The sequence below is a fragment of the Endoryza foliicola genome (genome assembly GCF_050589245.1).
Classification (GTDB): Bacteria; Bacteroidota; Bacteroidia; order Chitinophagales; family Chitinophagaceae; genus Endoryza; species Endoryza foliicola.
The window spans coordinates 295363-320180 of record NZ_JBOBEW010000001.1 but is presented as its reverse complement, the minus strand read 5'-3'; the positions used below and the strand labels follow the sequence as shown (position 1 = coordinate 320180).

Annotated in this window: 25 protein-coding genes; 15 read left to right on the top strand and 10 right to left on the bottom strand. The window is 39.9% G+C overall.

All coding sequences use genetic code 11. The features are described 5' to 3' along the window. The first annotated feature begins 58 nt into the window (after positions 1-58). Together ACQ2HE_RS01330 and ACQ2HE_RS01325 are read left to right on the top strand one after the other, a co-directional pair. Positions 59-1639 (top strand): beta-N-acetylhexosaminidase, encoded by a 1581-nt coding sequence (locus ACQ2HE_RS01330; protein WP_430895296.1) that lies wholly within the window; start codon positions 59-61, stop codon positions 1637-1639. 65 nt (positions 1640-1704) lie between these two features. Further along, a complete protein-coding gene (locus tag ACQ2HE_RS01325; protein WP_430895298.1) occupies positions 1705-3069 on the top strand; it encodes an ADP-ribosylglycohydrolase family protein in 1365 nt (454 codons plus the stop codon). On the opposite strand, the gene ACQ2HE_RS01320 is transcribed toward ACQ2HE_RS01325, so the two are convergent. After that, positions 3050-3727 (bottom strand): GNAT family N-acetyltransferase, encoded by a 678-nt coding sequence (locus ACQ2HE_RS01320; protein ID WP_430895299.1) that lies wholly within the window; start codon positions 3725-3727, stop codon positions 3050-3052. The two genes, ACQ2HE_RS01325 and ACQ2HE_RS01320, sit on opposite strands and share 20 nt — an antisense overlap. A gap of 725 nt (positions 3728-4452) precedes the next feature. Here ACQ2HE_RS01320 and ACQ2HE_RS01315 point away from each other — a divergent pair. From ACQ2HE_RS01315 to ACQ2HE_RS01285, 7 genes are all read left to right on the top strand, one after another. Beyond that, positions 4453-4950 carry a deoxycytidylate deaminase gene (locus ACQ2HE_RS01315; RefSeq protein WP_430895301.1) on the top strand — a complete coding sequence of 166 codons (498 nt, stop codon included), beginning with the start codon at positions 4453-4455 and terminating at the stop codon, positions 4948-4950. Positions 4951-4971: 21 nt separating this feature from the next. Further along, positions 4972-5493: a DinB family protein gene (locus ACQ2HE_RS01310; protein ID WP_430895303.1), complete on the top strand. Its 522-nt coding sequence runs from the start codon at positions 4972-4974 to the stop codon at positions 5491-5493. Between the two features lie 90 nt (positions 5494-5583). Next, positions 5584-7656 (top strand): glycoside hydrolase family 97 protein, encoded by a 2073-nt coding sequence (locus ACQ2HE_RS01305; RefSeq protein ID WP_430895305.1) that lies wholly within the window; start codon positions 5584-5586, stop codon positions 7654-7656. A 22-nt stretch (positions 7657-7678) separates the two neighbouring features. Then, complete coding sequence (locus ACQ2HE_RS01300; RefSeq protein WP_430895307.1) at positions 7679-8086, top strand: VOC family protein; 408 nt, start codon at positions 7679-7681, stop codon at positions 8084-8086. Between the two features lie 11 nt (positions 8087-8097). Continuing rightward, entirely contained in the window at positions 8098-9264 is a 1167-nt protein-coding gene (locus ACQ2HE_RS01295) for an aminotransferase class V-fold PLP-dependent enzyme (protein ID WP_430895309.1), read from the top strand. Between the two features lie 5 nt (positions 9265-9269). After that, a complete protein-coding gene (locus ACQ2HE_RS01290; RefSeq protein WP_430895311.1) occupies positions 9270-9791 on the top strand; it encodes a GNAT family N-acetyltransferase in 522 nt (173 codons plus the stop codon). Then, positions 9788-10027, top strand: a complete 240-nt coding sequence (locus ACQ2HE_RS01285; protein ID WP_430895313.1) for a CBU_0592 family membrane protein — start codon at positions 9788-9790, stop codon at positions 10025-10027. The genes ACQ2HE_RS01290 and ACQ2HE_RS01285 overlap by 4 nt, the downstream gene beginning before the upstream one ends. Before the next feature lie 2 nt (positions 10028-10029). Here the strand turns inward: ACQ2HE_RS01285 and ACQ2HE_RS01280 are convergent, their stop codons facing one another. After that, positions 10030-10653 (bottom strand): response regulator, encoded by a 624-nt coding sequence (locus ACQ2HE_RS01280; protein ID WP_430895315.1) that lies wholly within the window; start codon positions 10651-10653, stop codon positions 10030-10032. Then, positions 10643-12649: an ATP-binding protein gene (locus ACQ2HE_RS01275; protein ID WP_430895317.1), complete on the bottom strand. Its 2007-nt coding sequence runs from the start codon at positions 12647-12649 to the stop codon at positions 10643-10645. Before ACQ2HE_RS01275 ends, ACQ2HE_RS01280 begins: the two co-directional genes overlap by 11 nt. Before the next feature lie 1012 nt (positions 12650-13661). Between ACQ2HE_RS01275 and ACQ2HE_RS01270 the strand changes: the two genes are divergently transcribed. Continuing rightward, entirely contained in the window at positions 13662-14138 is a 477-nt protein-coding gene (locus ACQ2HE_RS01270; RefSeq protein WP_430895319.1) for a hypothetical protein, read from the top strand. Positions 14139-14156: 18 nt separating this feature from the next. Here the strand turns inward: ACQ2HE_RS01270 and ACQ2HE_RS01265 are convergent, their stop codons facing one another. Further along, the gene (locus ACQ2HE_RS01265) at positions 14157-14633 is read right to left on the bottom strand and encodes a hypothetical protein (RefSeq protein ID WP_430895321.1); all 477 of its coding nucleotides are present in this window, start codon (positions 14631-14633) and stop codon (positions 14157-14159) included. 177 nt (positions 14634-14810) lie between these two features. Next, positions 14811-15860 carry an acyltransferase family protein gene (locus tag ACQ2HE_RS01260; RefSeq protein ID WP_430895323.1) on the bottom strand — a complete coding sequence of 350 codons (1050 nt, stop codon included), beginning with the start codon at positions 15858-15860 and terminating at the stop codon, positions 14811-14813. Positions 15861-15990: 130 nt separating this feature from the next. On the opposite strand from ACQ2HE_RS01260, the gene ACQ2HE_RS01255 reads away from it, so the two are divergent. From ACQ2HE_RS01255 to ACQ2HE_RS01245, 3 genes are read left to right on the top strand one after another with little or no spacing between them, the layout of a single operon-like run. Then, a complete protein-coding gene (locus ACQ2HE_RS01255; RefSeq protein WP_430895325.1) occupies positions 15991-16389 on the top strand; it encodes a VOC family protein in 399 nt (132 codons plus the stop codon). Between the two features lie 10 nt (positions 16390-16399). After that, positions 16400-16924, top strand: a complete 525-nt coding sequence (locus ACQ2HE_RS01250) for an SRPBCC family protein (protein ID WP_430895327.1) — start codon at positions 16400-16402, stop codon at positions 16922-16924. Between the two features lie 13 nt (positions 16925-16937). Continuing rightward, entirely contained in the window at positions 16938-17321 is a 384-nt protein-coding gene (locus ACQ2HE_RS01245; protein ID WP_430895329.1) for a DUF4260 domain-containing protein, read from the top strand. Between the two features lie 55 nt (positions 17322-17376). On the opposite strand, the gene ACQ2HE_RS01240 is transcribed toward ACQ2HE_RS01245, so the two are convergent. After that, a complete protein-coding gene (locus ACQ2HE_RS01240) occupies positions 17377-17886 on the bottom strand; it encodes a hypothetical protein (protein WP_430895331.1) in 510 nt (169 codons plus the stop codon). A gap of 298 nt (positions 17887-18184) precedes the next feature. Between ACQ2HE_RS01240 and ACQ2HE_RS01235 the strand changes: the two genes are divergently transcribed. Beyond that, positions 18185-19093, top strand: a complete 909-nt coding sequence (locus tag ACQ2HE_RS01235) for a glycosyltransferase family 2 protein (RefSeq protein WP_430895333.1) — start codon at positions 18185-18187, stop codon at positions 19091-19093. Here the strand turns inward: ACQ2HE_RS01235 and ACQ2HE_RS01230 are convergent. From ACQ2HE_RS01230 to ACQ2HE_RS01215, 4 genes are all read right to left on the bottom strand, one after another. After that, entirely contained in the window at positions 19088-19432 is a 345-nt protein-coding gene (locus ACQ2HE_RS01230; RefSeq protein ID WP_430895335.1) for a bleomycin resistance protein, read from the bottom strand. The genes ACQ2HE_RS01235 and ACQ2HE_RS01230 overlap by 6 nt on opposite strands. A gap of 6 nt (positions 19433-19438) precedes the next feature. Further along, positions 19439-20905, bottom strand: a complete 1467-nt coding sequence (locus tag ACQ2HE_RS01225) for a trehalase family glycosidase (RefSeq protein ID WP_430895337.1) — start codon at positions 20903-20905, stop codon at positions 19439-19441. After that, positions 20906-22138 (bottom strand): MFS transporter, encoded by a 1233-nt coding sequence (locus tag ACQ2HE_RS01220; protein WP_430895339.1) that lies wholly within the window; start codon positions 22136-22138, stop codon positions 20906-20908. A gap of 115 nt (positions 22139-22253) precedes the next feature. After that, a complete protein-coding gene (locus tag ACQ2HE_RS01215) occupies positions 22254-23855 on the bottom strand; it encodes a carboxylesterase/lipase family protein (RefSeq protein ID WP_430895341.1) in 1602 nt (533 codons plus the stop codon). Between the two features lie 68 nt (positions 23856-23923). Between ACQ2HE_RS01215 and ACQ2HE_RS01210 the strand changes: the two genes are divergently transcribed. After that, positions 23924-24655 carry an NUDIX hydrolase gene (locus tag ACQ2HE_RS01210; protein WP_430895343.1) on the top strand — a complete coding sequence of 244 codons (732 nt, stop codon included), beginning with the start codon at positions 23924-23926 and terminating at the stop codon, positions 24653-24655. Positions 24656-24818 lie beyond the last annotated feature (163 nt).

The window sequence follows — 24818 nt, the reverse complement described above, 5'->3', positions numbered from 1 at the left end:
TCGCCTAAAACAGCGAAGAAAGCCTGTTATCTTAGTATATTTGAGGTAATAATAGATTATGAAAAAAATAGGTCTGTTTTTAATGGCTTGCTTGCTTGCATCAGGAGCATCATCCCAAGGTTCTGAGAAAATTATTCCGGCAGTGGTTCATGCTGAAATACTGCATGGGAAAGGAACAGAATGGGGAAAGGAAGTAGAAGCTTGTGTTGACGATGAGTTTTCTAATCAAATCGCATTCATAAAACAATTGTTTCAGCAAGAGCTGAGCATCACCATTAAGGTTACTAATAATAGAAAGGCAACGCTTCGCTTTGAGTACGATAAAAAATTAACCACTCCTGCCGAAAGATATCAGATTGCAATTGGATTCAATCAGGTGGTGGTATCTGCGGCTTCGGTACGGGGAATTGTGAATGGAACAGTGAGCTTGGTACAACTACCAAACGAAAAGGACGGTCGCTACTTTCTTCAACCGGAAAACATCAACGATTATCCAGCCTATTCATATCGAGGACTTCATTTAGATGTGGTGCGTCATATCTTCCCTTTAGAATATATTAAGAAATACATCGATTACATCACTTTTCACAAGCTGAATACTTTTCATTGGCACTTAACCGATGACCAAGGCTGGCGAATGGAAGTATTGAGTTATCCAAAATTAAACAGCATTGGTTCTTGGAGAGATCAAACCTTGATTGGTCACTTTAAAGATACGCCAATTAAGTACGATGGTACCCGATATGGTGGTTTTTACACGCGCGATCAAATTAAGGAAGTGTTGGCATACGCAAAAGAAAGAGGAATTGAAGTGATTCCTGAAATTGATATACCCGGACACAGTCGTGCCACTATTGCTGCTTACCCTGAATTGTCGACCAAGCCCGACACCACTTGGAACGTTGCTCAAACCTGGGGTATGTACAATCGACAAAACAATGTATTGGCTCCCAATGATGCAACCTTTACTTTTTTAAACACCATTTTTAAGGAGTTGATAGAGTTGTTTCCTTCTACCTATATACATATTGGAGGTGACGAGTGCAGCAAGCTTTGGTGGAAGCAAGATCCCAAAACGAAGGAGTTCATGAAGGCCAATGGTATCAAAGACGAAGTGGCGCTGCAAACTTATTTTATTGAGAAAGTGGCCGGTGATGTGAAGGGCATGGGTAGGAAAGTGATTGGCTGGCATGAAATTGCGGAAGGCAAAGTAGATACCACTACGTTGATCATGAACTGGGCCGATGACAAAAAGGCAATTGAAGTGGCGCAGAAAGGATTCAGTGTTATTCAAACACCGGGCAAGCCTTTTTACTTCGATCACTATCAGAGTTTAACGAATAAAGACAGTTTGGCCATCCACGGATTTAATCCGGTTGATTCTGTTTATAATTATTCTTTGGTGCCTGCTTCCATTCGAAAAGCAGGCTTGGCTCACAAGGTAATTGGAGGGCAAGCCAATGTGTGGACGGAGTATATGGGCTATTCCACAAAGGTTGATTACATGATTTTCCCTCGCGTCACTGCACTCGCAGAAAATTTATGGGGTACCAATAAAAACTATGCAGACTTTCAAAGGAGATTGAAAGAATACATGTACAAGAGGTATGAAAGATGGGGGAGTAGTTATTTTCATTAAGCAAGCGATTAATCCGGGCATTCAATTCAACAGTTTAATTTGTAACTTGAAGAAATGTTTGCCGTATGAAAGTCATCTTGTCTTTCTTCATCTTATTGCCAAGTTTTCATTTATTCGCTCAAAATCCCGGGGCAAAAGTATCATTGGGTCCCTATAAGGACGCCACCATCGTTTATAAACCCAACTCTCACAAACCCGGAAATCTATTGATTTCAAGAGCGAACTATTATAACAAACTTTACGGCTTCTGGCTGGGTGAGTGCATTGCCAATTGGACGGGATTGGTAACTGAAATGGATAAAATCGGAAACATCGGTACTATTCAAACAGGACGTTTTTATACTCGCGCAGATTGGGGTAAGAAAGACCAGCCAAATATTTGGAGCAATTTGGATTCTAAACAATTGTCACCCACCATTGATTTTGTATTTGAAAATGCAGATGGCAATTGGGGAGCCGATGACGATACCGATATCGAATACATCTATCAAGAATTGATGTATGGAAATAAAACTACTATGCTTACAGGTAGGCAGATTCGAGATGGATGGCTGAAGCATATTAAACATGAAGAAGAGAATTTTTTATGGGTTTCCAATCAACAAGCTTTTGATTTGATGCTGAAGGGGATGGAACCGCCATTAACAGGAAGACCGGAAAACAATCCCGATTATGAAATGATCGATGCGCAATTGACTACCGAAATCTTCGGATTGTATGCGCCCGCATTTCCTGAAACTGCTGTGAAATTGGCTACGCTTCCCATTCAAACAACGGCTAGTAGCAATGCAGAAATCATTTCTCAGTTCTATGTTCGTATGTATTCTTTGGCTTCGAAAGTAAACAGTTCTCTTCCGATGAAAGAACAGATATTGTGGATGGCGAAAGAGGCAAGAAAGAAAATACCCAATGATACCTATGTTGCAAAGATGTTTGATTTCGTAAAAAGTCAATACGATAAAGGCATTCCTTGGGAACAAACCCGCGATGCAGTATACGATCGTTATCAGGTGCAGGAATTAGACGGGTATCATATCACTTCCATGCAACGCTACTGCAACGGATGTTATGCAGCCGGAATCAATTTCGCTTCGAGCATCATCAGTTTACTTTACGGGGAAGGTGATTTCAAGGAAACGATTAAGTTGGGGTCATTGATGGGTTGGGATTCGGATAATCCTACAGCCACTTGGGGCGGGCTACTTGGTTTCATGATCGGAAAAGATGGTATTGAAAAGGCGTTCGGCAAAACTTTCTCTAATAAATTCAATATTCATCGTACTCGAACCAATTTCCCTAACAATGGCATCGACACCTTTGAATCTATGGCCAAAAAAGGCATTGCTATTGTGGATAGGGTGGTGCAAGAAGAATTGAAAGGAACGATTGATGTTCAGAATGGCTGGTGGTCTATTCCGCCTTCGTTTTAAAAATTTCGAAGTAAACATCGGAGCGGTGTGTGAATCCTAGGCGCTCGTACAAAGCGATAGCGCGATCGTTGTCTTTTCGAACATGCAGAAATGGAAGCTTTCCGTCTGCTTCAATTTGTTTGGCTACATGGTATACCAAGGCCGCACCGTATCCTTTCCCAAGGGCATTCGGATGGGTGCAAACGGCGCTTATTTCGGTGGCATCAGGAAGGGACAATCGCTCACCGCTGATGGCTACTAACTTTCCTTCTTCTCTAATTCCATAATAGCGACCCATTTTGATGGTGTTCTTGTAAAATGGTCCGGGTTTGGTAAGCGAAGTAAGTTCTATCATTTCTTCTACATTGGCATCGCCTAGTTGAATAATAGTTGCATCAATGTTTTTTGGAGCTACCGGCTGGTGACAGATCATTTGAGTAAGGGGCAAGGTTAGCACCGATTCTAAATGAGCAGCCAATACTTCTTCTTTTACTTTCATGATAAAGAAACGTCTGTCTGTGGGCAAGTGCTTTAATCGGTCTTGAGCCATTTCACTCCAATCGTCCATTCCAATAAATGGAGCCACATCGGCATTAAAGTAGGCGATATCAGAATCACCGATATTTAGCGGAGCTTGCTGAGTTTGAAGGGCATGATATACCGCGTTGTCTAAATACATGGGAGTGATTTGGAAGGGGCAAAATTAGTTTATTTATGAGATCTTTAATGGGTTGTATTTTGAACCACAGATTGCCTTTAAATTAAGTTTTAAGTTATTGAGTTTTTAGTTATTAAGTTTTGGGCAGCTTTGCTGCATGGAGCTCACAAAGGATAGAGAAGGGAGAGAAGTTGCACTAAGAGAGGCTGTAGCAAACATCCTTTTTGACTACAGAATAACTTTAGGTCAAGTTTTGGGTTGTTGAGTTTTGAGTAATTAAGTTTTGCGCAGCTTCGCTGCTAGGAGTTCACAAAGGTTAGAGAAGAGATAGAAGTTGCAAAAAGAGAGGTTGCTGCAAACATCCTTTTTGACTAAAGAATAACTTTAGGTCAAGTTTTGGGTTGTTGAGTTTTGAGTTATTGAGTTTTACGCAGCTTCGCTGCTTGGAATTCGCAAAGGTTAGAGAAGAGAGAGAAGTTGCACAAAGAGAGGCTATATCAAACCTCCTTTTTGACCATAGAATACCTTTAGATTGACTTTCTTGTTAAGGTAAAGCGAATTTATAGCGGCTTGATATCTTCTAAACGATGCAAACAAGAAAAGCAAGCCATGGATGCACATTACATACGATAAATAATTCGGCCTTAAACCTAAAGCCCAAAGCCTAATCCCCTAACGCCTAATCCCCTAAAGCCCAACAACAAACTTCCTCCACTACTCAATTCTCCCTACATTTACACAAAAAAGTGAAGAAGCGCGCTAATTATATCAGTTGGGATGAATACTTTATGGGAGTGGCACTATTGTCGGGTCATAGAAGTAAAGACCCTCATACTCAAGTGGGGGCTTGCATTGTAAATGATAAAAACAAAATTGTTGGAGCAGGCTACAATGGGTTGCCTGCCGGCTGCGATGACGATGAATTTCCTTGGAGCAAGGAAGGAGGATTTTTGGAGACGAAGTACGCTTTTGTTTGTCATGCCGAATTGAACGCTATTCTCAACAATATCGGCATGGACCTACATGGCTGTAAAATTTATACGGCTTTGTTTCCTTGCAACGAATGCGCTAAAGCCATTGTTCAATCAGGAATTTCAGAAGTTGTGTATCTTTCAAATAAATACGAACACACCGATAGCGCGAAAGCTTCTAGGAGAATGCTAGAAACAGCCGGAATTAAATGCCGTGAAGTGGAAACCCAAATTGAAACAATTACGTTATCGTATAGAAAAGAGGATGTATAAAAACAATCTAAATAAACAACCATGCGTAAACTAACACTTATTCTTGTTGCTTGCTTTGCAACCCTTGCCTCAACTGCACAATGCGATACTGCTTCCATGATTAAAGAATGGTTGCGCGCTAAAGCTTACACACTTGAATACTTAGAAGCCATGCCGGCTGATAAATACGACTTCAAGCCAACCGCTGAAATGAGATCCTTTGCGCAGCAAATGCTCCACTTTACGGATGCTAATTTCGGATTTGCAGCTGCTATCTCCGGATTGAAAAGCCCTGTTGGTTTTGGAGAAGCAGAGAAAGCAACGGATCAATCAAAAGCCAATGTAGTGAAATTGGTGTCTGATGGATACGATTTTGTAATTGCTGCCATTCGTGCTACCAAACCCGAAGACTTGGCTACGAAAATCAAAATGTTTGGTAGATTCGAAATGTCTAAATGCGAAGCTTTTGCCAAAGCATTCGAACATCAAACACACCATCGCGGTCAAACTACGGTATACATTCGCCTTGCCGGTGCTAAGCCCCCTCAGGAAAAATTATTCTAAGTTTCTATACTTAAGTAGTAAATTTAAAAAGTGAGAAAACCTTGTTCCAAGAACAGTTTTCTCATTTTTTATTAGATCAAACCATTGTTTATGACCCGTTTCATTGCTGTTGTGCTCGCACTCTTCGCGAGTTCTACTGTTTTGTCTCAATCCCTTTCCGTTAAAAGTACCGACAGTCGTTATTTGTTAAAAGTAGAAGTCACACCGGCAGGAATTCTACAGTATTCCCTTTCTTTCTTAGGAAAACAAGTGGTACAGCCCTCAGCATTGGGCTTCGACTTGGAAAAGCCGAAGACGAAGTTGAATAGATTTAAATTGGAGTCAGTAGATTCTTCTTATATCAATCAAAATTGGGCACCGATTTGGGGTGAATATGCCACAATTAAAAATGAGTACAAAGAATTGGTGCTTCACGTAAAGCAAACAACTAATCCTGCAATTCAAGTCGCTGTGCGTTTTCGGTTGTTCAAAGATGGACTTGGTTTTCGATACGAATTCCCATCTCAAACAAACCTTTCTCATTTTGTAGTAAAGGAAGAAAATACGCAAATTGTTGTTGGGAAGAATCATACCGCGTTTTGGATTCCCGGCGATTATGATACCAACGAATACCTTTACAATACTACTAAACTGAGTGAGGTACATGCATTAGCTGCTGCGAAGAAAGAGAAAGATATTGCGGTCACTTCTTTGGTGAGCGATCAAACGGTTCAAACACCATTGTTATTGAAATCGGCTGATGGACTCTATATTAGCATTCACGAGGCAGCGCTTCGAAACTATCCGGCTTGGCTGTTGAATTTGAACAAGGCAAATTTCAGCTTTGAATCAACCTTGGTTCCCGATGCCGTTGGCAACAAAGCTTATTTACAAACGCCTGCAAATACACCCTGGAGAACGATTTTGGTGAGTAACAAAGCAACCGAAATTTTGGCTTCTACTACCATCTTAAACTTAAATGAACCAACGGCATTTGAAAATACTTCCTTTATCAAACCACAGAAATTCGCAGGAATGTGGTGGGAAATGCACGTGGGCAAAGCCAATTGGCCATTAGCAGGGGGTAAGCACGGTGCCAATACCGAAAATGTAAAAAAGTATATTGATTTCGCGGCAGCGCATAAATTAGATGGTGTACTTGTAGAAGGTTGGAATCAAGGTTGGGAAGATTGGTTCGGCAATTGGAAAGAAAACGTATTTGATTTTGTGAGTCCTTATCCGGATTACGATATTCAGTACCTCACTAAGTATGCGCAATCGAAAGGCGTCCGTTTGATCATGCACCATGAAACCTCCGGTGCCGTTACAAATTACGAGCGAAGAATGGATACGGCGTATCGTTTCATGAATTTAAATGGAATCAATACCGTAAAAACAGGTTATGTTGGAAAAATTATTCCCCGCGGAGAACACCACGATGGCCAATGGATGGTGAATCATTATGAGCGCGTTGCAGCTAAGGCTGGTACCTATGGAATTATGGTGGATGCACACGAATCGGTTCATCCAACAGGATTACACCGAACTTTTCCCAACTGGATGGCCAATGAAGCCGCACGAGGTACCGAGTTCAACAATGCTCCAACACTAGGGATTACACCGGAACATACCACCATCATTCCTTTTACCCGTTTAATGGGAGGTCCCATGGACTTTACCCCCGGTATGTTTCACATGAAGTTGAATCAATTTGATCCTTCGAGAAAAACAGTTATTCGAACAACACTTGCGAAACAACTAGCCTTTTATATTACCATCTATAGTCCATTGCAAATGGTATCAGATCTACCGGAGAACTATGAAGGTAAAATGGATGCGTTTCAATTTATTGAAGACGTACCGGTTGATTGGGCAGACACGAAGATATTGGCTGCAGAACCCGGCGATTATTTAGCTATTGCAAGAAAAGATAAGAAATCGGAAGATTGGTACTTAGGTGCCGTAACCGATGAGAACAAACGCGCCTTGGCCCTTTCATTGAATTTCCTTTCCCCCGGAAAGAAATACGAAGCCATTATTTATGCTGATGCCGATAATGCAGATTTTGAAAAGAACCCCGAGGCCTATAAAATTAGCAAGCAAATGGTACAATCTACCGACCAATTGTCCTTTCAATTGGCCAGAAGCGGAGGAGTTGCCGTTCGTTTCCGATTAATGGACTAAGTTTGAGTCTAATTTTAGATTCATGCAAACACCGCAACCGTTTTTGATGTTTTCGGGCGCAAATTATGCGCGTGTGCAGGAGGCTGTCGATCTGTATCTTCAAGCTTTCCCGGAAGCATCGATACAATCAATTTCTTATGATCATACCGCTTCTGAATCGAAGGGAAAGAAAGTAGTAAGTATGGTGGTATTAAAGATCAAAGAATTGGAAATTCGAATGATCGATAGTGCCTACGATCATCAGTTTAACTTCACCCCATCGCAGAGCTTTTTTATCACTTGCGATTCACTTGAGGAATTTGAGCGTTTGCATTACCATTTGTCGGAAGACGGTAAAGAGCTGATGGCACCTGGGTCTTATGGATTCTCTGCACGATTCACTTGGTTCAACGACAAGTTTGGAGTATCGTGGCAAATTAATTTACCTTAAACTAATTCTATATGTCTTTAAAAGACCAATTCTTAATTCGGCCGGATATTCATTTCTTAAACTTTGGATCTTTTGGCGCAGCGCCCAAGCCTGTTTTCGAAGCTTATCAGAAATGGCAATTGCTTTTAGAGCAAGAATCAGTTCAATTCATCGCATTCGATGGTCCGAAATATTTGGCAGAAGCCAGACAGGCTTTGGCAACTTATATCAATTGTGATAACAAAGACAATTTAGTTTTTGTTACCAATCCTTCTTATGCAGTGAACATTGTAGCTCGAGGATTGGATTTGAAAGAAGGAGATGAAATATTGGCCACGGATATTGAATACGGGGCATGTGATAGAACCTGGGATTTTTATTGCACGGAGAAAAAAGCAGTGTATCGCAGACAACATATTACCCTCCCTGTTACTACCAAAGAACAATTTGTAGAAGACTTTTTTAAAGGTTATAACGAGAAAACAAAAGCTGTTTTCATTAGTCATATTACTAGTGCTACTGCACTCATATTGCCAGTGAAAGAGATCTGTGCGAAAGCGAAGGAATTGGGATTGATCACTATTGTAGACGGGGCACACGTGCCGGGGCATATTCCATTTGATCTTTCTACTATCCAAGCTGATTTTTATACAGGCGCCTGTCACAAGTGGATGATGGCTCCCAAAGGATGTTCTTTTTTGTATGCGCATCCATCTGTTCAACATTATTGTGACCCCTTGGTGGTGAGTTGGGGGTATAAGGCAGCGAAGCCCTCCAATTCTCAATTTTTGGACTATCATCAAATGATCGGCACCCGCGATTTTTCTGCCTTCTGTACACTACCAACTTGTGTTGAGTTTATGGCAAAACATAATTGGCCTGAGGTGGCCCGTTATTATAGAAATATGGTAAGAGAACAAGCGCCCCGCTTTTTCGAGCTTTTGAACAGTAAACCCATATCGCCTTTAACAGATCACTGGTTGGGACAGATGATCAGTATTAAGATCAATACCGATCAACCAGAACTGTTACAACGCACGCTGTTTACTGACTATAAAATTGAAGTGCCAATTATGGTTCAGAATGCTGATATCTACTTGCGTTATTCACTGAACGCATTTAACACGATAGAAGATTTAGATGCTTTGTACAATGCTCTTGTCCAGTGTAAAGAGTGCGGATTATTTAAGTCAAACTAATTATTGTGAACATACCACTAAAGACACTTCAAAACGAATGGGTTCGATTAGAGCCACTAGTAGAGTCAGATTTTGAGCGTTTGTATGAAACGGCCTCTGACCCTTTGATTTGGGAGCAGCATCCCAATCCTGATCGATATAAAAGAGAGGTATTTGCTAATTTCTTCAAAGGAGCGATGGAGTCGAAAGGGGCCTTGATTATATTTTCAGAAAAAGATGGTTCCGTTATCGGAAGTTCTCGTTTTTATGATTTCAAGCCCGAAGAGCGAGAGATCAAGATTGGTTATACTTTTTTCAATCGAGCTTCATGGGGTCAACCTTTTAATAAATCAACGAAGGCGCTGATGATTGAATACGCCTTTCAGTTTGTTGAGTCCATCATTTTTCATGTAGGTGAAACCAATTTCAGATCACAAAAGGCAATGGAAAAAATTGGGGGAGTAAAAATTGGAACAGAAGTAGTGGCCTATTATGGAGAACCCGATCGGGTGAATTTCGTGTATCAAATTAAAAAAGCGGAAGCATGAGTGTAACCGATTGGATAGGCGCCGTTGGTGTATTTATCTTGCTTGTTGCCTATGTACTTAATAATTACAACGTGCTGCAGGGGAATGGAGTTTGGTATCCATTGTTGAACACGCTCGGCGCCGGACTTGCCTGTTATGCTTCTATTCGCTTAGTGTATTATCCGTTTATTGTACTTGAAGGAGTGTGGTCGCTGGTTTCCGCGATTGCATTGTTAAAAGCTTTGAGGTTGCGATAGGTTCAAAACTCCAATAACTTCCATTGAACCGCAGTTTTTACGAGCGCGGCAGTATTTTTTGCTTGTAATTTAAGTAGTAAATTTTTTCGGTGCGTGTCTACCGTATTGCTGCTTACAAAAAGACGTTCAGCTATTTCATTGTTTGTAAGCCCCTCTGCAATAAGCACCAATACTTCTTTTTCACGTTTGCTAATAACAGGCATTTTCAAGTCCTCGCTTTTTCTCAATTCCTGCGCCACTTCCAAACTCATATAGGATTTTCCCTTCATAGCCTCATGAATGCCTTGCATGATTTCTTGTTGACTGGCATTTTTGAGTAAATAGCCCGAGGCTCCATACTCCATCATGGCTTGAACATAGCTTGCTTGGTTAAACGTACTTAATGCAAGTATAAAAATAGATGGATAAAGAGATTTTACTTCTTTGCACAAATCGATACCGCTTTTGTCGGGCAAGTTAATGTCCATTAATATTACATCAGGCTTGTGTGTTACTAGAAAAGCCATGCAACTTGCAGCAGATGAGGCATGCCCCATCCATTCAATTTCTTTTTCATTCTCTAACAAAGATCGAATTCCTTCAATCACCATGAAATGGTCGTCTACAATAAAAATCTTAGTCTTCATAATTTTCTATTTCAATGTGAAAGGAACTTCCTTCGTTGGGGGCTGATTTGATGTCAATAGTTCCGTTAAGCAGTTCAATTCTATTGTTTATGTTACTCATACCAATGCCAGAACTGTTGCTTAGTGTAGTTGGATCAAAGCCGATTCCATCGTCTTCAACTGTGATGGACAAACAGTTGCCGGAAAGACTTAGTTGCACCAAGGCCGTTTTCGCTGAAGCATGTTTTAAAATATTGTTGACTAACTCTTGAACTATTCGGTACACATGTACAGAGTTCTTGTTGTTGGGGCTGTTTTCCATACCAAGACTTTGATAAGAAATAGCTATTTTACCCGATTGGTTGAGTTCTTTGCAATAATCGTTCAATGCAGCATTTAAACCGAATTTCAACAAGTTTTCGGGCATCATATTGTGGGCCACTCTCCTCATTTCTTGAATAGAGCTGTTAAGCATGTCGATGCTTCTTTCAAAACGCAGTGCCCACTCTGCGCTCAATACCATGTTTTCTTTCATAGAATTCAATGAATGTTTTATTCCACTAAGCATGCCGCCCAAGCCATCGTGCAAGTCTTTCGCAATTCGTTGCCGTTCTTGGGTTTCGCCTTGCAGCACCGCTTCTGTGGCGTTTAGCTTTTTCTCGTATTCTAATTCCGCAATTTTTTGATCTTTTAATAACTGTTTTTGCCTGAAGTTTTTATAATATAACCCTGCTATTACTACTAAAACAATTAGGATTCCTATTAATGTGTAGTTCCAATTTCGCTTTTGAGATAGCTCAAGTTTTTGGATTTTCTGATTCTTCGTTAGTTGCTCAATCCGTTCCTGTTTTAATTGAAGTTGGTATTTTTTCTCAATGGCCACTGATTGTTTTCTCACTCTCTCATTTGTTACAGTATCTTGAAGTAAGGAGCTCCAATTCTTATAAATGGATGCTTGTTCCAACCGATCTGTAGCCATATAGATATTTGAAAGCAACTCGAGACAATAGGCTTTTTGCATCTTTTGAAGCGTTTCATCGCTCACTTTAATGGCTTCTTGCGCATATATTTCTGCCTTCTTAAAATCCTTTTTATAAAAATAATAGTAGCCCATCCCTCTTAGGCTGTTTACCTCTGAACCTCTATTCTTTAATTCCCTAGACAATGCCAAGGCTCTGGATGCATAAGGCGCTATTTTGTCGTATTTGGTTTGTTTAATAAGAATGTCCATTCTATTGAGATTTACACTCAATTCTAAGTTTCGGAAATTGTATTTCCGAATAATTGGCTCAGCTTCATCTATACATTTCGTGGCTTCTTTATAATTGCCGCTTCGGTCGTAGGCATTTCCTAAATTCAATAGGATGTTAGCGTACTGAAATGGATTGTCTTCTAATACTGCTACTTTTTTTGCTTCAAGGCTCATTTCGATCGCTTTCTCTGTTTGTTGAACGGTTAAATAGAGAATGCTCATGTTGTCTAATACAATTGACTGAACAATAGGGTTGTCCATCTTCTTTAGGTATACGATTGCTTTTTCGAAATACAATAGGGCAGAGTCTGCTTCGTCCATATTTGTGTACGCTGCTGCTAAATTGGAATAGGCTTTTCCTAGTTCTATCTCATTTTTTAAACCCAAACAGATGTCTATGCTTTTCCGATTTAAAAGAACCGCTGAATCGAATTTTCCCTGTGCGTTGAGAACAGCAGTATAATTAGCGATGTATTTATGGATTCCAAATGGGTAATTTAACCGCTCACTGAGAATCCTTGCTTTGTCATAGTATTGCTTGGCTTCTTCTAAATTGGAATATTCAACTTGCTGCCCAATTTTTATAAGAAGAAATACTTTATTAGTGTCTTCTTTAGCGGAAACTAAGACTTTCTTTAAAGAGTCGATATTATCAATTCCCTGAGCTTTTGTAAGGATTGCCGAAAATAACAATATGAAAGTTAGAAATACCCGCATAGATGCAAATACGGTTCTTTCAATGTTATCGAAATCACGTTTTTCCATGATTTTGTTTTGGATAGGTAAATACTTGTATTGCCTTAAATTAAGTATATTTAGTATATTTTAATGAGTTGACTATTGAAAATAAAGTGTCTCAATCATTTCACGACATACTTGTTAATGAGCGATGACGCTATATAAAAGTATACTCTTCTATCCAAGCGACTCCTCCTACCGATATTTTGAGTGGGTCCCACGAGGTCCCAGAGTATCCCGAAGGGATTATCGAAGGACCGATGTGGGGGCCATGAAAAATATCGAATGTTAAATAAAAAAATGCGGGGTCATTCCGAACGACTGAGTTTGCAAAGCAAGCGAAGGAGAGAGGAACCTCGGAATGGGTTTTGCAGAAAGAACCCGATTTCGAAGCATTGACGTTACATGATATTAAGTGCTAGGTTAATGAGTAATTTAGTTATTTAGTTTTTAACTTGCTTCACCATTGACTCATTGCGCTCATGTTCACTCAAGAATGCGCAGAGAACAAATTGAAACCGGTATCTTTTGCAATGCTCAAACTCAAAAGCTAAATAACCAAATCACTCAAAAACTCACCAACGAGTTTAGTGAAAAAAACTGCTTCAAAAGCACCTCTACTATAACAACGCGTTTTGAGGTCCCTCTCTCGCTGCGACTGCTTCGCAGCCTCGCTCGTTCGGGATGACAGGATTTTTTAAAAACAACCCAGATTTCTCTCATCCTTCTTCAGGCCTTTGGCCTTGCGAAGCATGCTCGAAATGGCTTCGGACATCATTTTCGACAGAGATGGACGAATGGAACTTAAAAAATGAAATCACTTTTAATGTATAAGCAGTATACAACAGAGCAAATGTAGGAGAAAGCAATCTTTCTTTTTGATACATCAGTTTTTCTTGATTAGCCAATAGTACAACGCGTTATATTTTAATGTATTAGAGAGCCTTATATTACGCTGATTTGATTCCCTTTAAAAGATTCCCCTTTTTAAGTGAGTGCGGCGGTTTCATATTTATGCATATTTGGGAAAATTTAGTTTATGAAACGTCTTCTATTTTTTAGTGTGGTTCTTACTTTTTGCTCTTGTCAATTTAGCGCAGGAGTGAGTACAGATTTAGCAACGGGGCTCACCATTTCCAATAAAGGTCTCTCTTATTCTGAATCGATCATGGCTTCGGGAGGAAAGAAAATGGAATCCAATAAGTTGAAATTGGGATCCGAGTTTATTGTAGGGGCAACCGGTTGTTCAGGATTTACTTCTAAAGCAGGCCTTGTTTTTCCTGCGTGTAGTATTGTATTAAGAGATGAGAAAGGAACTACTATCCTCAATATTGCGGATGCGTTCGAGGCACTTAAGGATGGGCGTAAACCTAACGAGTCAAGTGAACTTACTGCTACTATAACAACAGGTTCTCCCATGAATGTTGGTATGACTTATGCCTATGAAGTGATTTTTTCAGATCGAATGGATACATCCAAAATCATAACTTGTAAAGGAACAATTGTGATGGAATGAGTCTTGGACTGTTACTGCTTACGCATATTTGATCGGAACTTGCTTTTTGTTCAGTAGCTGGATTAAGTCAACCGCGAAATCTTCCTCAAAGTCATCGGCTGCTATGTCTTTTACAAATTGTTTGTTGTTGAAGAAGGAAATGATCAATTGCGGCTCGCCTAGGCCAATCGTTTTTGGTTTCTTTTCTATCATTAGATCAAGATTTGAGAAGCTGATGGCTATTGTTTTCATACTTCCCAATAGACGGCGATACTCGAGCTGTACTTCATTCTTTGCTAGTTGAACTTTAATGCAAACAATATGCTTATTGAAACAGTAGAGTATTACAAAGCTGGTCAGTAAAATAAACGCAGTAACGTAGAATACTTGCCCGAGTAAATCAAGACTAAACATCTTATTGATGAGTACAAAGAAAAGTACGAGTCCTATTAAATAGAAAAGATAGAGCAAAAAGTCGCTAACAGGCTTTCTGCCGGAACGATAAACAACTTCCATGATGCTTAGAATAAGGTTGAGGCAAAGGTAAGCAAGAAACTAACAATTAGCAATAGTGGAAGAAACAAATTAAAAAATAGCGGGCGCTACTCTTGTTAGCTGTGAATCAATGAGCACTAATTCACAGTAAATCAATTTTATAACAAAGGCATTTTATGGGGAATGTGTTTAATAGTATCAGTTTTTTGTTTTTAGTTTTCGGCGAATAGGTTCATCATATAATTTCAGCGCCGCATAAGCTGCTATAAAGAAAAGGAAGAAGAGACCAATGGCTACCGGCACAATTTCAGCAGGTGTAGGCTTTTTTAATGCGATCCACATCGTGTAGATGTAGATGATAGGATAGTGTATGATGTACACAGGGTAAGATATTCCTCCTCCCAAGTTGCACAATTTTTTTCCCAATTCAGATATGTTTGCTGCTGCGCCTAAAAGGATAATAGCAGGAAAAATCAAAATTATAGCCATCGCTTCAAATCCTCCGTTGACATGCAAGTTTGAAAATCGCGGTGTAAAAAAAACAGCTATGAGCAAGGCTACTGAAGCGAGGCCACTATAGGGGATTGATATTTTCCAATTCGAACGAAATAAGAAAAGCCCTGCAAAAAAGGGGAATAGCATTCTGGTAAGGCCAATCCAAAACGTATCGAAGCCCCAACCAGTGCCTAGATCGCCTCGGTGGATCGCCACAGCTGCCAAAGCTAAGCCGGAAAATACACAGAGAATTGCGAGGGCTTTTTGACTGAACCGTCTAAAGCCAATAGCATATAAGAAATTCGCAATGTATTCTTGGAACAAACTCCAAAGTGGGCCGTCAATTGAATGGGTTTCATTCCAGCCTCTTACATCAGGATGTGGTAAGAGTGTGAACGCAAGTACCATCGTTAAGAGAAGTTTACCCAAACCGAACTTGCTTTCAGCAGGTAGAAAAGGATCAAACCAGTAAGCAACTACACCAATTATCACAGAAAGAATCACCATTGGATGCAATCGGATCATTCGAATTTTGAAGAATTGCCCCATTGTCATTGTAGACCAACGGTCGTCGTACGCATAACCCACCACAAATCCTGAAAGCATAAAAAAGAAGTCTACCGCCAAGTACCCATGATTTTCCGGATGAACCGGTACCGGGAAATAGGCTTCAAAGAGGTGATAAACAACCACTAAGATGGCTGCAACGCCTCTTAGTCCATCTAACAGGGGGAAATGGGCTTTATTACTCATATGGCAACTGATCGGGTTTGGTAGGGAAGATACATAAAAACCATTTTTTATACGAACGGGATCGTGGATTTCTGGTGGTTTTGTTTTTTTTATTGACCTTAGTGGTCTTTAAAACTTAAACAATTGCAATATGAAAAATGCTATTAGTTGGTTTGAAATACCTACTACTGATATCAACAGAGCGCAGCTTTTTTACGAAACCATTTTCCAAATGAAAATGCAGGCAATGGATTTTGGAGAAATGAAAATGCGTATGTTTCCTTTGGAAGACCCCATGACACAGGTTGGAGGTACATTGATTCAAACAGATGGTTTTCATAAGCCTTCTGCTACCGATGGTCCATTGCTGTATTTGAATGGAAATCCCGACTGCTCCATCATATTAGATAGAGTAGAGGCGGCCGGCGGAAAAATAATGATGCCCAAAACAACCATCTCTGAAGAATATGGTGATATGGCTGTTTTTATTGATACCGAAGGCAATAGAATTGCACTCCACAATGTGCCAGCTAAATACTTGAACCTTTAAATAGATCACTATGATAGTTTTATATATTATTTTAGGAATTCTAGCTGCCATCGCTATTGTGGCATTATTTGTGAGCCGTGATATGAAGGCCACCAGAGAAGTAATTATCAATAAACCCTTACCCGAAGTTTTTGATTTTATCAAACAGCTAAAAAATCAAGACCTTTATAGTAAGTGGAATACGATGGATCCCAACATGAAGAAATCGTATAAAGGAGAAGATGGAACCGTAGGGTTTGTGAGTGCGTGGGAAGGAAACAAGCAAGTTGGTCAGGGTGAACAAGAAATACTAGCCATTGTAGAAGGAAAATCGATTGATTCAGAATTGCGATTCATTAAGCCATTTAAAAGTATAGCGAAGGCAAAAATGACCACCGAAGCGATAAGTGATCAGGCTACTAAAGTAAGTTGGGGTTTTGAGGGCAAAATGAATTATCCGATGAATTTCATAAAGCTTTTCATAAAGATAGAAGAAGGTGTAGGGAATGATTTTGCTTTTGGCCTGAGTCGTTTAAAAGACTTGTTAGAAAAATAATACAATCATATACATGCGTAATTTGCTAAAGCTGGAACAAGGCGGATTGATCTTCCTTTTTTCCTATGTTTATTTCACCATGTTTCCGGGCGAGTGGAAGTTTTATCTGGCATTGTTTTTTGTTCCGGATCTTAGCTTTGCCGCATATGCTCTTTCTAAAAAAACAGGAGCCATTGTTTATAATATTCTCCATCACCAAGGCTTTTTGGCTGTGCTTGCCTTCGGAGGTTATTATTATTCCAATGAATGGATATTGAAACTGGCACTTGTGTTCTTATCACACTCTACGTTCGACCGATTTATGGGATATGGTTTGAAGTATTACGATGCTTTTGAACATACTCACTTGGGTTGGATTGGAAAACAAAAAGCGTTAAACGAAGAACCCGCATCATAAAAAAAGCCTCCGTTCATTAAAAATGGCGGAGGCTTTTAAGTTGTAGTGTATACTGCTAAACGAATAGCATAATTAATGTGAGAATGATTCCCGCCAAGGTAAAATACAATCCCTTTTTAAAGATGGCAGTTTTGGGGAGAAACATCCAGAAGGAAGAAACAACAAAAAACAACAAAGCCAATCCAAAGAAAATATTCAAATAGAACAATGGATCTTTCGTGGTTGCTTTGTGAAGTTTTGTAAACTTATTAATGATGAAAGGAAGCTCTTTTACTTTGTAAGAAACTGCTCCGGTCGTTTTGTTATACGTTCCGTCTTTAAAGCTTTGAACTTCTCCTTCGGAAGACGTGAATTTCAGATCGCGCATTTTTATTTCTTTTCCTAAATCTTCAGCGCTTAAATTGGCCGCTACTGTCTTTTCAATCAGTTTCTCCTTCTTAAGAAAATCAGTGGTTCTGAAAATCATTATGATTCCGCTGAACGCATAGATGGCCATAATACCTGCCAAGAAATACCCGAGATATCGATGCCAAACACGCATGTTATGTTGCATTTTACTGCTCATAAAGTAGTAGATATAAAATTTATAGATAATATTTCGTGCAAGATAAGGGAAAACGGAAAACGATGAAACTCGATTGACTAAAAGAGTGCTTCTCTTCACGTCTTTTGCTTAAAAGAAATTAGGTGAGTGAAATAAACTTTCAAACAAAAGAGCATTCAATCTTTTTTCAGTTGACCGATTCTAAGAATAAAACTAGATGGAAATAATTGTAGAAATAACACTTACAGCTTTACCCAACCATTTTATTCAGAAATGCATCCGTTAAAATAAGCACTAGAAAAACCGTAAAATTTGGCTTATGATGCATTCTTCACCCATACACTCAAAGCAAGTTCCGGAGGGCAGCAATGCTGTTTTCTCGATTGTAATTCCAACTTGGAACAACCTCGAATACTTGCAGTTATGTGTTAAAAGCATCCGCAAGAATTCTTCGTTGAAGCATCAGATCATCCTCCATATCAATGAAGGAAAGGATGGTACGCTGCCTTGGGCCATCTCTCAACCTGACATTTCATTTACATACAGTTCTAACAATATTGGTATTTGCTATGCCGTGAATTCTGCCGCAGCTTTGGCAAACACCAATTACATCGTTTTTTTGAACGATGATATGTACCTCTGTCCTGAATGGGATTTGCACCTTGTGCGAGAGATTCAAAAAATTGGTCACGATCATTTCTTCCTTTCAGGAACGGCCATTGAACCCAATTCAAATAACAACTGTTTCATATCAGCGAATTTTGGTAGTACACCAAAAGACTTTGATGAATTCGGGCTACTTTCCAACTACAACAAATTGAAAGGCTCTGATTGGCTAGGGGCCACCTGGCCTCCCAATATTGTTCACCGCAAACTTTGGGAGGCCGTTGGTGGTTACAGTACCGAATTTTCTCCCGGTATGTACTCAGATCCCGATTTTTCTATGAAGTTGTGGCAAGCAGGAGTGCGCTATTTCAAAGGCGTATCCGAGTCGAGGGCCTATCATTTTGGCTCCGTTTCAACCAAAAAAATAAAAAGAAACAAAGGTCATTATCAATTCTTATCTAAATGGGGTATTAGTGCAAGTACCTTTACCAAATACTATCTAAAACGCGGATTGCCCTTCGATGGCCAGTTAGTAGAACCTCGATTGAGTTTATCTGTAAAACTTAAGAACGCTTGGAAGCGATTGGCACTGGTAACCGCTCCTGTTTCCGCTCAGCTATAAGCGTTGACCAAAGTGAATGATATTACCGCTATTGTCGAGAATGCTGAATTGACGCATGCCCCAAGGCTTGTCTTCAAGTGCGCCATTAGGATGAACGCATCCCAATAGTGTGCATTCATCATTCAACCCTTCAATTTTGTTTACTCTAACATAGCAACCGGTATTCTTTGGGATCTCAGGATCATTGCATTGCCACAAATGAATTTCAATTTCATCTCTGCTACACATAATATAGCCATCCCATACAGCATTTACTTCAAATTTTAAATTGGTATAGAAAGCAACTGTTTCTTCTTTGTTTAAGTAGGCAAGAATAGGTACAGCAGCGAGTAAAGACATAATCGTTTATTTTAGTGTTGCTAATTTTTCATTCAAGGCCAAAAATACACCATTGGTCCAACCAAATCCGTCTTGTCCTTCATATTCTCCTCCTCCGGCTTCCAACGAAACATCCACTACATTGTATTTCTCCATCATTTTGCCGGTTCTTGCAAATACTTGTCTATTAATGGCAACCCATCGATTCCCAATTTCTTTTGCAAGTTCGTTATCATTATAATGTAAGGCAGCTAGAAAGCCAACCCATTGCAAAGGTGCCCAACCATTAGGTGCATCCCACTGTTGCCCGCTGTTTCGTGTGGTGGTAAGTAAACCACCGTCTTTGAGCAACTGCTCTTTTGCCGTTTTTAATACGATTCTCGCTCGATCTGCGTCACAAAGTTCAGCAAACAAGGGGAAAAGCATTGCCGCAGAAATGATTTCGGTTGATTTGCCTTCTTTGAAGTTGTAATCTGTATAAGTTTGCAACGATTCATTCCAACAATATTTTTCAATCAACTCTTTTCTTATTTCAGCGGCACCTGCATAAAAGACAGCTTTGTCCAAATCGTCGGTTTGAGCAAAAGCATCGCTTAAAAAATGTTCCAACTGATATAGCAATACGTTCAGGTCAACAGGAATAATATTGGTGGTAGTGATGCTTGAGAAATCATTTCCATTTTCGAACCAGCGCGTTGAGAAGTCCCAACCCGATGCGGCAGCCGCTCGAATATGACGATAGAGTTCCCCTTTGGGTTGATGGCTCGAATTGGCCAGATGCATGTCTTCTTTATATGCTTCAGGTCGGGGTGTAGTGGCACTGTCCCAATACCTATTTAGCTGTTTCGTTGGTTCAATTTCAATTGCTGAACCTTTTTCCATCCAGAACTCGTACTCTTTTTCAAGAACGTTTCGATACTCATTGTAAACGCTTGAACCTTTAATGGACGCTAAGAGTTGAACCATTAAACCAAAGAAAGGAGGCTGACTTCTAGTTAAATAGTAGGAACGATTTCCGTTAGGGATGAATCCATAAGTACTTATAAAATGAGCGAAATTTTTTACCATATCTTCTATCATGCTTACTCTATTCGACACTTTCAAACCCAACATGGTAAAATAGCTATCCCAATAATAGATTTCTCCAAAGCGCCCACCAGGTACTATGTAGGAATTCGGGAGCGCTAAAAGAGTTCCGGTATTTTCAGGGGAAGGGTCTCGGTATAAATTCTTCCACAATCGCTCAATATGTTCTTCTACGGAAGAAGCTTGATCTGATGGTTCAACGGCCCCGGCTTTCTCGGGAAGGGTAAAGTAAGTTGCTACAAATTCAGCGGTATTAAAATTGCTTTGCTTACTCATAGTTGTGAAAGCAACTTGCAATTCTTCAAGTGAAACTTTAGGGATGGAGTCGCAAAATGTTTTACTATCAGGAAAAAGTCCCGACAATTGAATTGTATTGAATAGCTCGTCTAAAGTTGTATGATCTCTCATTTATACAGTCATTTTGTTGCGAATGCTTCTGAATAGGGTTAAGAAAACAATCAATATACCAATTGGAATCAAGGAAAAATAAAAGGCGGTTTGTCCATCAAAGTGATGAAACACGGTTCCCGTAATGATTGATCCGGTAGTGCCACCTAATGCTGAAAACACTACGATCAGACCGCTCATCGGCGCATGTTTTTCCTTTGGTAGTGTAGAGAGAATAACTGAGTTGATAGCCGGATAAATTGGCGCCAACAGAAACCCGATGAAAGGGAACAGATAAGCCACTAACGGCGCATCCGACCAACCGGTCACCGGTTTTCCTTTAGCGGCATTGGCCATTGGCATCGACACAAGTACCAATCCGGCTGCTACTATCAAACACACCACTACTACTAAATACCAGTTTATCTTTTTTAAAACAACGCCAGCTGTAAATCTGCCTAGAGCCGTGCTTGCGGCTAAGATAGTTGCCATTTGAATGCTAAGAGCAGTGGGCAATTGCAATACTTTATTGTTGAATGTTGGCAGCCAACTCATGATACTTTGTTCTATCAAAACATATAAAAATGCATTTACAATAAAAACCAATACTACAGGAAGGCCAATGAGTTTGATCATGTCTACGAAGTCATTGCTCAAACGTCTTTGCTTTGCGCTTGCAATAGCTGATTCATCTATGATAGAGCTCGATAATAAGATCAGGGCGAGTAATGACAATCCTCCGAGTAGGTAGTATACTTTAAACCATTCTGTTGACAAAGGGTTGGTGTCGTCTACAAAGTAAGCGAAAATGAAACCTCCGGTTAATACGCCAATCATAAAGAAGCTTTCGAGATAGTTCATAAAGCTTGAGTGTTCTTTCTCATTGTTCACCAATAAGCCAATAGTGGCAAATACGGTTATTTTTATTAGTGCAAAGCCAACTCCAATGCAAGCAAATAACAATTTCACACTCCAAAATGCGGGAATAGATGGCATCAGCAAGCACATCAATGTAACCATCAACAAAGCAAGCTGCATAGCTCGCTTATATCCAATTCGAACAATAAACGAGGCAATAAGAAAAGAGCTAATGGCGATGCTAAGATCTTTGAATCCTTCGAGTACGCTGGCACCGGTTTCGGAAACGCCAAAGTTTTTTTGCACTTGTAGAATGACCGTTCCTACACTGTTTAGTAAAATGGCGAATATAAAATAGTTGAGAAATAGAGAGATCGTTAGTTTGGCTTGTTTCATATGCAGTTGAGTATTGATTAAAGATAAGAGAAACTAAAAAATTTATAAAGTAAACCGGTGAAATAAAAAAGGCACTTCAAAACTGAAGTGCCTTCCTAAGGTGTATTGCTGTTTTTTAGTTGGATAGGAGGTCAAAGAGTTCTTTGTCCATTTGAGGTTTTACTTCGCATACATTGTTGAAGTGCATGGTGGGTGTGGCTTTTGCATCGTAAGCAGGCCATTTTGGTAGGCCTTTGTGATTAGGATTTCCGGTGCGAGCGAATTGTATCCAAGCATCACTCATTTTTGCCGCCAACGCTTTTGCATCTTTACCACCTCCGGTCATTTCTTCACATCTGTCAATATTGTTGAATACAAAAGGCAATTCCATACAATGGAATGCTTTGAATTTACCGTCCATTACGGGTGATTGCCACGTAAACAAATACATATAAACAGGAGCTGCATTTAAAGTGCTCTTTAAATTGGCTTGTTCTACAGAACCCGGTCGAAACATCGCATCAACATCAATTAAATCGGAAGGTTTGGTGTCGTTGGGATACGCTTTTTTTACTGCTTTGATATAAGCGTCGGCCTTGTCTTTATACCTATTTTTTATGAAGGTGTTGATTTGCTCTTCGGTAGCATTCGACATATTGGTGAACAAGGAGGTCATGAATTCGTTCTTTACAGTTCCGATCAATAAAGGAACATCTTTTGAAAGTTCCATTGCCTCTTTGCTAAAAGGCTGGTAAGGCAGGTCTTCACCGTCGAGGCTTGGAGACCATCCGCCACCTAATCCGGCTGCACCTTTACCGGCTTTGGCCAAGCTATCATTTACAATTTTCCAAGCTTTGTCGCCTGCGGCTACAAGTTTATCATAAGGAACTTTCTGCAAGCTGTCTACTTGTGAAGGTCCAAAATTTAAGAGGCGAAGCACATGAGCTCCCACTTGTTGCGTAACTGCTTTTTCGCGCATGGTGGTTTTAAAAGCACCGCTTTGATTGATCGCTTTGTGGAACAATCCTTTTGCTGATGGCATTGCCATCAACGCATTTACTTTGGCACCACCACCCGATTGTCCGAAGATGGTTACATTGCCTGCATCGCCACCAAAATTGGCAATATTTGCTTTTACCCATTCAAGTGCTGCACGGATATCAATGATGCTGAGGTTTGCTGAATGTTTGAATTTCTCATCGAAGGCAGAAAGATCTAAAAAGCCTAAGATGTTTAAGCGGTGGTTTATAGAAACTACCACAACATCACCTCTTTTGGCCAGTTGTTCTCCATCGTAAGAAGGAAGTTCTTGTGAAGATCCGGCAGTAAATCCACCACCATGGATCCAAAACAAAACAGGACGTTTTTTGCCATCGTTGATCCCGGGCGTCCATACATTAATTCTCAAACAATCTTCACTGGTATAGCCCCAATCGTGGTGAAACAAAAATTCACTTTCATCTTGTACAGAAGTAGTTGGCGTCATCAAAGGAGCAACGGGTCCATAAGTCATTGAACTTCGAACACCGGTCCAAGCTTTTGGCTTTTTAGGCATTTCAAAACGCTTTGCCTCTGCGTAGGGAATGCCTTTGTAAGTGTAAATAGTGTTGTGAATGTATCCACGTACTTTACCCGATTCAGTGGAAGTAACAGCAGTGTTTTCTCCGGTAACCAATTGGCTCTTACTTTGAGTTGCAATTACTAAGAAACCGGCAAGCAAAAAAATTGATTTTTTCATATTGTCTCTTTATTGAGACAATAATACTTAAATTTCAGGAAGAATTGAAAAAATTCTTACTTTCAAATATGGCTAAGTTTGACGGGAAACAAGCACGAACAAATATAGATTTTGATAAAGTGTATCTTCCATCAATTGCAGTAGATACCGTAATTTTTGGTTTTCACGAAGGCAAAATGAAGGTGCTGCTATTGCAGTATTTGAATACACGTGAATTGGCATTACCGGGTGGGTTTATTAAAATAAATGAAGATTTGAATGAAGCTGCTTTCCGAGTTTTGAAAGAACGCACTTCGCTTACTAATATATACCTTGAGCAATTCCACACTTTTGGTGATAGAAGTAGAAACGATGACTCCATGAAACGCATTACCAAAGCAACGGGTATGAAATTGGAAAAAAACCACTTCCTCCTTCGTCGTTTTGTTTCCGTTGGGTATTATGCTTTGGTCGATTATACAAAAGTGACACCGCAAAAAGATGCTCTTTCTGAAAATTGTACGTGGTACGATCTTGATAAGATTCCTCTTTTAATGCAAGACCATCGCTCAATTATCGATAAGGCCCTTTATACACTCCGTAAAGATCTAAATGAGAAACTTGTTGGTTTCAACTTGCTTCCTGAAACCTTCACTATGGCTGAACTTCAATTGTTATACGAAACGATATTGGGGAAGAAGTTTTTACGTACCAGCTTTCAACGAAGCATGTTGCAATTGGGCATCTTAAAAAAAGTGGCCAAGAAAATGACGGGTGGGGCTCATAAGGCTCCTTTTTTGTACCGCCTCAATAAGCGCTAGTCAACTGTGCATATCGTTGAGCTTTTCTAAAAAATGACAGTATTACTCCGGACCCTAGGTTCCCTAACTCATCTTTTGGAGAACCAAGCCTTCACTCTCTGATTTTCAAATTGTTAATAATCAATTGGTTGGGAGTGAGAAAATATTTAATCAAATAATTTAA

What these genes read in the sequence shown, in the direction of transcription:
- ACQ2HE_RS01285 (WP_430895313.1), top strand. Translation starts at nt 9,788, where the DNA reads ATGAGTGTAACCGATTGGATAGGCGCCGTTGGTGTATTTATCTTGCTT.
- ACQ2HE_RS01235 (WP_430895333.1), top strand. Translation starts at nt 18,185, where the DNA reads ATGATGCATTCTTCACCCATACACTCAAAGCAAGTTCCGGAGGGCAGC.
- ACQ2HE_RS01305 (WP_430895305.1), top strand. Translation starts at nt 5,584, where the DNA reads ATGACCCGTTTCATTGCTGTTGTGCTCGCACTCTTCGCGAGTTCTACT.
- ACQ2HE_RS01260 (WP_430895323.1), bottom strand. Translation starts at nt 15,860, where the DNA reads ATGAGTAATAAAGCCCATTTCCCCCTGTTAGATGGACTAAGAGGCGTT.
- ACQ2HE_RS01230 (WP_430895335.1), bottom strand. Translation starts at nt 19,432, where the DNA reads ATGTCTTTACTCGCTGCTGTACCTATTCTTGCCTACTTAAACAAAGAA.
- ACQ2HE_RS01245 (WP_430895329.1), top strand. Translation starts at nt 16,938, where the DNA reads ATGCGTAATTTGCTAAAGCTGGAACAAGGCGGATTGATCTTCCTTTTT.
- ACQ2HE_RS01215 (WP_430895341.1), bottom strand. Translation starts at nt 23,855, where the DNA reads ATGAAAAAATCAATTTTTTTGCTTGCCGGTTTCTTAGTAATTGCAACT.
- ACQ2HE_RS01330 (WP_430895296.1), top strand. Translation starts at nt 59, where the DNA reads ATGAAAAAAATAGGTCTGTTTTTAATGGCTTGCTTGCTTGCATCAGGA.
- ACQ2HE_RS01295 (WP_430895309.1), top strand. Translation starts at nt 8,098, where the DNA reads ATGTCTTTAAAAGACCAATTCTTAATTCGGCCGGATATTCATTTCTTA.
- ACQ2HE_RS01250 (WP_430895327.1), top strand. Translation starts at nt 16,400, where the DNA reads ATGATAGTTTTATATATTATTTTAGGAATTCTAGCTGCCATCGCTATT.
- ACQ2HE_RS01220 (WP_430895339.1), bottom strand. Translation starts at nt 22,138, where the DNA reads ATGAAACAAGCCAAACTAACGATCTCTCTATTTCTCAACTATTTTATA.
- ACQ2HE_RS01265 (WP_430895321.1), bottom strand. Translation starts at nt 14,633, where the DNA reads ATGGAAGTTGTTTATCGTTCCGGCAGAAAGCCTGTTAGCGACTTTTTG.
- ACQ2HE_RS01310 (WP_430895303.1), top strand. Translation starts at nt 4,972, where the DNA reads ATGCGTAAACTAACACTTATTCTTGTTGCTTGCTTTGCAACCCTTGCC.
- ACQ2HE_RS01255 (WP_430895325.1), top strand. Translation starts at nt 15,991, where the DNA reads ATGAAAAATGCTATTAGTTGGTTTGAAATACCTACTACTGATATCAAC.
- ACQ2HE_RS01275 (WP_430895317.1), bottom strand. Translation starts at nt 12,649, where the DNA reads ATGGAAAAACGTGATTTCGATAACATTGAAAGAACCGTATTTGCATCT.
- ACQ2HE_RS01280 (WP_430895315.1), bottom strand. Translation starts at nt 10,653, where the DNA reads ATGAAGACTAAGATTTTTATTGTAGACGACCATTTCATGGTGATTGAA.
- ACQ2HE_RS01270 (WP_430895319.1), top strand. Translation starts at nt 13,662, where the DNA reads ATGAAACGTCTTCTATTTTTTAGTGTGGTTCTTACTTTTTGCTCTTGT.
- ACQ2HE_RS01225 (WP_430895337.1), bottom strand. Translation starts at nt 20,905, where the DNA reads ATGAGAGATCATACAACTTTAGACGAGCTATTCAATACAATTCAATTG.
- ACQ2HE_RS01240 (WP_430895331.1), bottom strand. Translation starts at nt 17,886, where the DNA reads ATGAGCAGTAAAATGCAACATAACATGCGTGTTTGGCATCGATATCTC.
- ACQ2HE_RS01325 (WP_430895298.1), top strand. Translation starts at nt 1,705, where the DNA reads ATGAAAGTCATCTTGTCTTTCTTCATCTTATTGCCAAGTTTTCATTTA.
- ACQ2HE_RS01300 (WP_430895307.1), top strand. Translation starts at nt 7,679, where the DNA reads ATGCAAACACCGCAACCGTTTTTGATGTTTTCGGGCGCAAATTATGCG.
- ACQ2HE_RS01210 (WP_430895343.1), top strand. Translation starts at nt 23,924, where the DNA reads ATGGCTAAGTTTGACGGGAAACAAGCACGAACAAATATAGATTTTGAT.
- ACQ2HE_RS01320 (WP_430895299.1), bottom strand. Translation starts at nt 3,727, where the DNA reads ATGTATTTAGACAACGCGGTATATCATGCCCTTCAAACTCAGCAAGCT.